9 protein-coding genes and 1 pseudogene are annotated in these 8,006 nt (G+C 34.8%); 1 reads left to right on the plus strand and 9 read right to left on the minus strand.

Features of this window, described 5'->3' with window-relative positions; all coding sequences use genetic code 11:
* The 3 genes from QSE00_RS24710 to QSE00_RS24720 all read right to left on the minus strand — a co-directional run.
* Nucleotides 1-354, minus strand: a 354-nt coding sequence (locus QSE00_RS24710) for an ISAon1 family transposase N-terminal region protein (protein WP_286107947.1), incomplete at its 3' end; no start/stop codon positions are given.
* A gap of 9 nt (nucleotides 355-363) precedes the next feature.
* Nucleotides 364-1,368, minus strand: coding sequence for a glycoside hydrolase family protein (locus QSE00_RS24715; protein WP_286107948.1), 1,005 nt, complete (start codon nucleotides 1,366-1,368; stop codon nucleotides 364-366).
* A 140-nt stretch (nucleotides 1,369-1,508) separates the two neighbouring features.
* Nucleotides 1,509-2,135, minus strand: a complete 627-nt coding sequence (locus QSE00_RS24720; protein ID WP_286107949.1) for a GNAT family N-acetyltransferase — start codon at nucleotides 2,133-2,135, stop codon at nucleotides 1,509-1,511.
* 1,169 nt (nucleotides 2,136-3,304) lie between these two features.
* Here QSE00_RS24720 and QSE00_RS24725 point away from each other — a divergent pair.
* Nucleotides 3,305-3,937: a class I SAM-dependent methyltransferase gene (locus tag QSE00_RS24725; protein WP_286107950.1), complete on the plus strand. Its 633-nt coding sequence runs from the start codon at nucleotides 3,305-3,307 to the stop codon at nucleotides 3,935-3,937.
* A gap of 1 nt (nucleotide 3,938) precedes the next feature.
* Here the strand turns inward: QSE00_RS24725 and QSE00_RS24730 are convergent, their stop codons facing one another.
* The 6 genes and pseudogenes from QSE00_RS24730 to QSE00_RS24755 all read right to left on the minus strand — a co-directional run.
* Complete coding sequence (locus QSE00_RS24730) at nucleotides 3,939-4,520, minus strand: Crp/Fnr family transcriptional regulator (RefSeq protein ID WP_286107951.1); 582 nt, start codon at nucleotides 4,518-4,520, stop codon at nucleotides 3,939-3,941.
* 271 nt (nucleotides 4,521-4,791) lie between these two features.
* On the minus strand, nucleotides 4,792-5,154 hold the full coding sequence (locus QSE00_RS24735) for a hypothetical protein (protein ID WP_286107952.1): 363 nt from the start codon (nucleotides 5,152-5,154) through the stop codon (nucleotides 4,792-4,794).
* 276 nt (nucleotides 5,155-5,430) lie between these two features.
* A pseudogene (locus QSE00_RS24740) lies at nucleotides 5,431-5,595 on the minus strand (MarC family protein); the annotation flags it as partial.
* 17 nt (nucleotides 5,596-5,612) lie between these two features.
* Nucleotides 5,613-6,524 (minus strand): helix-turn-helix domain-containing protein, encoded by a 912-nt coding sequence (locus QSE00_RS24745; protein ID WP_286107954.1) that lies wholly within the window; start codon nucleotides 6,522-6,524, stop codon nucleotides 5,613-5,615.
* A 9-nt stretch (nucleotides 6,525-6,533) separates the two neighbouring features.
* The gene (locus QSE00_RS24750; protein WP_459076860.1) at nucleotides 6,534-7,298 is read right to left on the minus strand and encodes an SDR family NAD(P)-dependent oxidoreductase; all 765 of its coding nucleotides are present in this window, start codon (nucleotides 7,296-7,298) and stop codon (nucleotides 6,534-6,536) included.
* A gap of 22 nt (nucleotides 7,299-7,320) precedes the next feature.
* A partial coding sequence (locus tag QSE00_RS24755) for a Rossmann-fold NAD(P)-binding domain-containing protein (protein WP_459076859.1) occupies nucleotides 7,321-8,006 on the minus strand: 686 nt, incomplete at its 5' end.

Below are 8,006 nucleotides of genomic sequence, written 5' to 3' on the forward strand. Positions count from 1 at the left end.
CTCTTTTGATATTCGAGTTCCCTGTGCAATAAATTCATCCCATTCACGACTTACTTTAATCCACTTTTTATCAAGTAGAACGTCCCAACGCCTTCGTTTAAGATTTAAGGACAGTAGATTGTCCCGAACGGGATAATCCTCGATTATTCGGGACTCCATGAAGCCACTGGCTTTATACTTGCAATCCTTGTACTTGGATGGTATTTGTTTTTTCTCCTCCAAATATATCGTTAGACGGTTCTCGTATAAAACATGCTTTATAGGCTTCTTATCGAATCCAACAATATCAAAATACTCTAATATTCCTTCTGGTAATATTAAACTTAACAAGGATAACTCAGTGCCTTTATTCATCAATGTATTTTAAAGCACAAAGAAAATTATTTTTCTCTTTAGACCCAACTTTTGAGATTGATCCGGTTTATGGGCATACTCTTTATCATAATCTTCTGAAGGGGCTATCAGGTCTTCTCCTTCCCAGTCTGTCCAATTTGTTAAATCGTATGAGCAGGCAAATCTTTCAAAAGCTCCAGGTTTCCAGAATGCCCCAAAATAGAACATTACGTAAATATCACCGATTTTGGCAATCTGAGCATCACCACAAATGCCCTTTCCTCTTGTAATAACAGGATTTTCTCCATATCGTTTCCACGTGTGCATGTCGTCTGAGACAGCCATGGCAATGCTTTCATACTTAGCTGTAACTCCCAAGGCATTATAATACATAACAAAGGGGTGCCCAGTGTGCTTGCCGCTATCACGAATGACCAAACTTTTGTAGATAGTTTTATCCTCAAACCAACGGGCATCTTCATCTTCTGGTGACAATAGAGGGGTGCTATTTCTATTCCATTCCTTAGCCTCCGTTATGGAGGTGGAATTTGCCAAACCAATTTTTAGTGTGCCTGATTCGTATCCCACTGTATTTCCGCCCAAGTAGGTCATCCAGTACTTGTCTTGATATTTCTCTACGGAATAATCACCACCCCAATCGGTATTGATTAGTGATACGTAGCCGGCCTTTTGGTTGGCATCCCAGGTATTTTCTGTAAACGACAATATTTTCCCTTTCGATTTCCAATGAAGCAAGTCGTCACTTTCCGATAGCCAAGTTTCATATCCTTGACCATCAAAAACAATATAAGTCATATACCAGTTATCGTCTTTACGAAAGATAGTGGGACTGTCAACCAATTTTGTGGTATCAGGATGTTTAACAACAACACCATATTTATAAGGGGTTTTGATCTCATTGAAAATTCTCTCCATTTCTTCTTGGGGTACCACTTTGTTTAATGAGGTGTCTTTCGGCTTACAACCAACCAATGATATGACTACCACTGCTACCAGTAATAAATTGTTCTTCATTCTAAATATATTTATTATTCCCTTTGTTGTTTTGCGGTAATGTTTAGTGTATGGTTATATGCGGAAAATCAGTTTTATGCTCCGAGTACAAACAAACCCAAGCAACCAGCCTATAAGTCCGTTCCATTCTGATGGGTTGATTATTCTCGATGTTTTGTGTCACCTTTTTTATGCAGTTTTATTTTTAATTCAGGTTTTACATTATTGATCCATTCGGTTTTTAGAATGCTCATTATAATCGCATCTGTTCTTCCATTTCCTTTGGTCGCTGGAAAAATTCCACGTAAAATGCCCTCTTTTTTACAACCGACACTCTCCATAGCCTTGATACTTATCTTATTTTCGATATAGGCACCAAGTCCGATTCTTTCAGTTCCCATTTTGTCAAATGCGAATTCGAATAGTAAGTATTTGCAATGTTTGTTTAATCCAGTTCCTCTGAATTCTTTTCCGTACCAAGTATATCCTAGTCGGATGGCTTTTAAATTTGGGACTATTTCACAATACCTTGTGCTTCCGGCAAATCGCTTTTTAATTTTATCATAGACAATAAATGGGTACTCTTTTTCTGCTTTTCGATTGTCAATAGCCGATTGAATATATTTGGTTAGATTTTCAATGCCATTTCCTTTCACGAAAGAGTATTTCCAAATGTCCGTTTCGTTTGCAATGTCAATTAAATTTGGGACATGCTCTATTTTTAGAGGACTTAGTTTTACAAATTCGTCTTCTAAAATATAGTTTTCTTTAAAGTTGAAATTTAGCATTCATTTTATTTTATTCATTCCTAAAAACCAAATCAAAGATTTGGTGGTGTTTGTAAATAGCACTGAATTTTCGTTGATCACCGAACTCTATATTTGCCAATTACATTTATTTAGTTGGTTCCAATTTTTCATTTAACACACTATCCGAAGGTTGTGATATGATTTCAAGAGATTTATTTTGTACTCATCCAAAATGTTCCATCAATGATTCAGCATTGGTTTTACCCATACATTCCAAGGGCCTTGTTCAATGTTTATTAGTGAAACTCAATTTTGAGAAGTCAGTAAGACGCACTTAAAATTGCAAGTTGAACTAATCCCGCCTTTTTCGGCGGGATCTAGGTTCAATACCTCGACCCTAGGGTCGTTTCCTATTATTGGGTTCAGGGCCTGCCTTTATCGGCAGACAGGCTTGCCCTGAGGTTTAATACCTTTTATTAAGGCACATAATTTTCACTTCTTGATCATAGTCAATGAATAAGATGGAAGTGGGGCATAGATTTGTAGCATTATAAATATATGAACAATGATAATGAAAGCTAAGTTATTAATTCTTTTAATGTTGACTATTTCCTTAGTTTTTGGTCAGAGTAAGTTGTCAAAATTTTTTTTATTACCTAATAAAGAAGGTCCAATTGAACATAGGCATTCTTTAGGTTCTTCTTTTTTTATATTAGGTAATTTTCTCGATGATTCCCCTTAGTACTATTTATTGACTTATGGGTATCAACTAACCAAAAAAGATAGGATATTTACAGAGTTTAATACTTGGAAATATGCAGAACCTCTTGGGACATATGTTAAATCTGAAGAGTTTTACCCAGGATTTGTGAGAGCTTGGGGAATTGGATTTGGATACCAACGCCTTCACTGGAAAGGTCTGTTTACATCATTTCAAGGAACTCCTTTTTTGAAACAATACCACGATACGAATGACAATCAAACCGAAAAGGGTTTTCAATTGTATCTCCAATTTGTGGCAGGTTACCGTTTTAAGTTTTTTAGGGAACGTTTCTATGTGGAACCTGCTTATGCCCTCAAATATTGGCCTATTGACACAAATTTCCCTGTCGATTTTGCAAAAGTCGAGGAAGGAAGACCAAAACATATATTTGAACCAAGTCTTAACTTTGGGTTTAAGTTCTAATTTGTTAAAGAATAAAATGGATATGTCAGAGCGTTTTTGGAACAAACTATCAAAAAATTACGATAAGAAAGCCAAGGATAAGGCCTACGATTTAATTATCGCCAAAAGCAGAAAGTATCTTAAGAAGGATCACACAATAATGGACTTTGGCTGTGCAACTGGCTTGTATTCCATAGCTTTTGCCAATCGTGTTAAAACAATTCACGCTTTCGACACGGCCGCCAAAATGATTCAGGTTGCAAAACGTGAATCAAAATGTATGGGCACAGAAAATATTATATTTTACCAAACGAATCTTTTCGACAAGAGATTTGGTAAAAACAGTTATCAAACTGTATTGGCATTAAATATTCTGCTTTATTTTAAAGATACTGAAAAAGTTCTAAGACGAACAGGGGAGTTATTGGAAACAGGAGGTGTAATGATTACTTCTACTGCTTGTTTGAAAGAAAAGAGAACATTTGCCGCATGGATATCCCAAGGGATTATCTTTGCGTTAAAAACATTGAAAATCCTACCTTATCTAAAATTCTTTTCGATTACAGAGCTAGAAGGGGAAATTGAAAGTTGTGGTTTTAAAATAATTGAAACCGCCATTTTAATGGATACTCCTGCTACAGAATATTATATAGTGGCACAAAAAATTGGTGATTAAACTAATTTTTTTCCACGATCCTTTTCCTAATCCGACTTAGTGTTTCTGGTTTAATCCCTAAATAACTTGCAATATGATATTGGGGAATTCGGTTGATTAAATCCGGTCTTTCTTCCTGTAATTTCAAATAGCGCTGTTCTGGTTTAAGAGTTATGGAATTGACCAATTGTTCGTGTTTCTCACCAATCATCTTTTCAACACCATGTCGACAAAACGTCTCAAATCTAGGATGTTTATTATATAGCTCTTGTTCTTTTTCAGAATTTAATATGGCAACAGAAGTATTTTCTTCACAAACAAAATTGATTTTTGAGGGAGATTGATTAATCATACTGTCAAAATTGACCACTGCTTGTTCTTCAGTGAAAAATGCTGTAGTCTTTTCTTCCCCATCAGAGTGCCTATACTCCCTTATACATCCCTCAATGATAAAGTATGCTTCTTTTGCAATTTGCCCTTCTTTTAAGAGGTGGGTTCCACAATTAAATCTTTCAATTGGGAAACTATTTTCAATATCCAATTTTTCTTCCTCTGTTAAAGGAGTCAATTCAGACATTATTTCAACTAGTATATGTTTTTTCATGGGTATGTTTTTATGAGTACTGCGATGACGGTTCTGCACTTGCCCTTCCACCACGCAAATAGCAAAAGATTTTGCGGTCTCATAAATATAGTTAAATCTTGGAATTGAACACAAGGCCCCCGGATTAGTTCATAGGGTCTGTTGATATTAGTAGGGACACATCCGACCAAGCATAAAACTTTAATTTTAGTCGAGTTTTTCAAAGAAGTAAAAAGTCCATCCCAGCAAGATTTGCGTCAAGTGAAGTCCTATGGTAATTGTCAACGGAGTTTTAATCCAATCTTTCAAAAGTCAAGGTTTCGCCTAATGTGGAACCATAAAAATTTTCAATATATAATTTATTATTTGTAAGTCGAAGATAGTAGTCCTTAAAGCTGGAATCGCTGGATAATACCCGGTTTAAAGAGATTCTATGTTCTAAAAGCTCGTATCTATAAGGTCCTGATTTGGGTTTAGGTAACAAATTACCATTTTTTAGTTCTTTTCCCCTGTTCAAATTCATAACATCCAAATTGTCCATTCGAGTTACAGTCTCGATCCATTTTCCTTTTAGATTAGAAGAGGTAAGACTTTTTGTGTCATCTTGGGAACAGCACAATAAAGTAAGTACGAATAGCCCTAGTCCGTATTTCATAGTGCAAATATTTAATTTTCAACAATAGCTTGAATGTTCAAAAATTTACCCAATTTTGATTTAAAGATAGATGAATTTTCAATTGAGAGGTTGCGTGAATTTCTGCTTTTTTGAACTGTTTATCACAACGGTGCAGTAAAACAATAGTTCCGGATTAAAACGCACCAGGGTTTTGGCAACACACACCCTTTTAATTTTTACTTGGGTTCGAATTAGCTGTAAAGCCGCAATTAGTTTATACATTTTTGGGCTAAGTCTTATCCGGTTCAATATTTTTTAATTTGCTAAGCCAAATGATATTTTAATTCCTTCTATAACCATACTAGTTCCGATAATTGCAATGATTAGTCCCATTAATTTTCCGATGACGGAAATTACATTGACTCCAATCTTTTTTGCGATAAAATCGCTTAAACTAAATGTTATGTAGGTTAAGGCTACAGTTTCCACAATGTTATTTAATTATATAATTTACGAAATTCCAATGGTGTCAATTCCGTTTTTTTCTTGAATAATTTTCCGAATGATTGTGGGTGTTCAAATCCTAAACTGAATGCAATTTCATTTACAGATAACTCTGTCGTTGAAAGTCTCTCTTTAGCTAATTGCATTAGTTTTTCGTGAATAAATTCTTGAGTGCTTTTTCCTGATAGTGTTTTTAATAATCTGCTTAAATAATTGGGTGATAAGTTCAATGAAGTAGACAGATAATTAACTGTAGGTAATCCATTTTCCTGTAAGTCTTTGCTTTTAAAATAATTATTTAAAAGTGTTTCGAATTGCTCAAGTATTCTATGGTTATTTTTTTTACGAGTGATAAATTGACGTTGACAAAACCGTTCCGAATATGTGAGTAATAATTCCAATTGTGAAATGATAACATCTTGACTGAATTTATCAATATTTGAATTATATTCTTGATTAATATTTTGCATCAAATCGGTTAGCATATTTTGTTCCTTGTCCGAAAGATGTAATGCTTCGGTTAATTCGTAACCAAAAAAGTCATATTTCTCTATTTTTTGTGCCAAAGATGTATGCCATAAAAAATCGGGATGGAAAATAAGTAGCCAACCCGAATGATTTAATTTTCGTTCATCCTCTACTGCAATACGCATTACTTGATTAGGTGCTACGAAAGCTAATACGCCTTCGTCAAAGTCATATTCCTGTTGTCCATATTTCATTTTACCATTAAATACCTGTTTCAGGGCAATCGAATAAAAACCGTGCGTAAAACTTGAAACCGTCACATTTTCTTTCCTTTTAATATCGGCAAAATTAATTACGCTAACCAAAGGGTGCTGTGGTTTTGGCAATTGCATTAATCTATGATATTCGGAGATATTCTTTATGTGAAGTATAGACATTATTTTGATTTAAATCATTTGTCCACCAGACACTTCTATGCGTTGTGCGTTTATCCATTTTGCATCATCGGTGCATAAAAAGGCAACAACACTTCCAATATCATCTGGTAATCCAACACGCCCCAGAACAGTGTTAGACGCGATAAAGCTATTCATTTTTTCATTATCCCTAACTGCTCCACCACCAAAATCAGTTTCGATAGCTCCTGGTGCGATTACATTTGACCGAATTTTTCTTGCGCCTAATTCTTTTGCCTGATACTTTGTTAATGTTTCAATAGCACTTTTCATAGACGCATAAGCTGAAAATCCGTTTAAGGCAAAACGAGTAAGTCCAGTTGACACATTTACAATTCCACCACCATCGTTTAAAATGTTCAATGCACTTTGTGTTAATAAATAGGTGCCTTTAAACTGAATATTATAAAGTGTATCTAGTTGTTCTTCAGTAATTTTAGCAAATGGCGCGTTAATTCCAATACCCGCATTATTTATAAGGTAATCGATTTTTTCTATTCCTAATTTGGATTTAATCGACTTTTTTACAATCCCAAAAAATTCTTCAAACTTATTGAAGTCAGTAAGGTTTAATTGAACCGCAATCGCTTGTTGTCCTAGATGTTCAATGTCTTTGATAACTTCTTTAGCTTTTTCTTCGTTGCTGTTATAAGTTAGAATTATATGAAGTCCTTTTTTTGCTAATTCCAAAGCCATATTTTTTCCCAATCCACGGCTTCCACCAGTTACTAAGGCAATTTTCATTTCCTTTTTCATTTCCTTTTTCATTTCTTTGTATCTATAAATTGAATAATGCTTTCAGACCTTCTTTTAGATTTTTTGGTTTACGTCCGAGATAATGTTGCAATTCATTTGTAACTGTTGCTTCCTGTCCGTTTTTAATATCAAAATTAAAACCAACTATTTTTTTGACCATTGGTTCAGGAATTTCATTGTCCAGCATTATTTTTTTGAATAGTTCAACATCTACGGTTTTGTAAATCACTTCTTTATTGGAAAGTTCTGTAAGTGCAGTTGCAACATCGTAAAAAGAATATGCATCACCACCTGTAAAGTTAAATGTTTGGTTTTCGAATTTTTCGGTCATTAATGCATTAGCCATTGCCTCTGCCTGTTCAGCTTTTAAGGCATAAGCCACCTTACCATTTCCAGCAGGTTGTATTATACCTTTCTCAAATACGTGTTTACCAACAAAAAGTGGTAAGACATCCATGTACAGAGCATTTCTGAAAATGATATATTTCAATCCACTTTTTTTAATATAGTCTTCGGTCAGGAAATGATCTGTCATTAGCTTATTTACTAACGTATTTTTGTCTTTTAAGGAACGACTTGTGTATGTGGATACTTCGGACCAAATTGCGCCAGGCTTTTCGGTTTCATTGCGCCAGTGATTTCGGTTCAAACTGCGCCACTTCCCTGAGGGATTTCGGTTCGTTTTGCGCCAGTGATTTCGGTTCGTTT

This window comes from Arenibacter flavimaris (assembly GCF_030291335.1).
GTDB lineage: Bacteria > Bacteroidota > Bacteroidia > Flavobacteriales > Flavobacteriaceae > Arenibacter.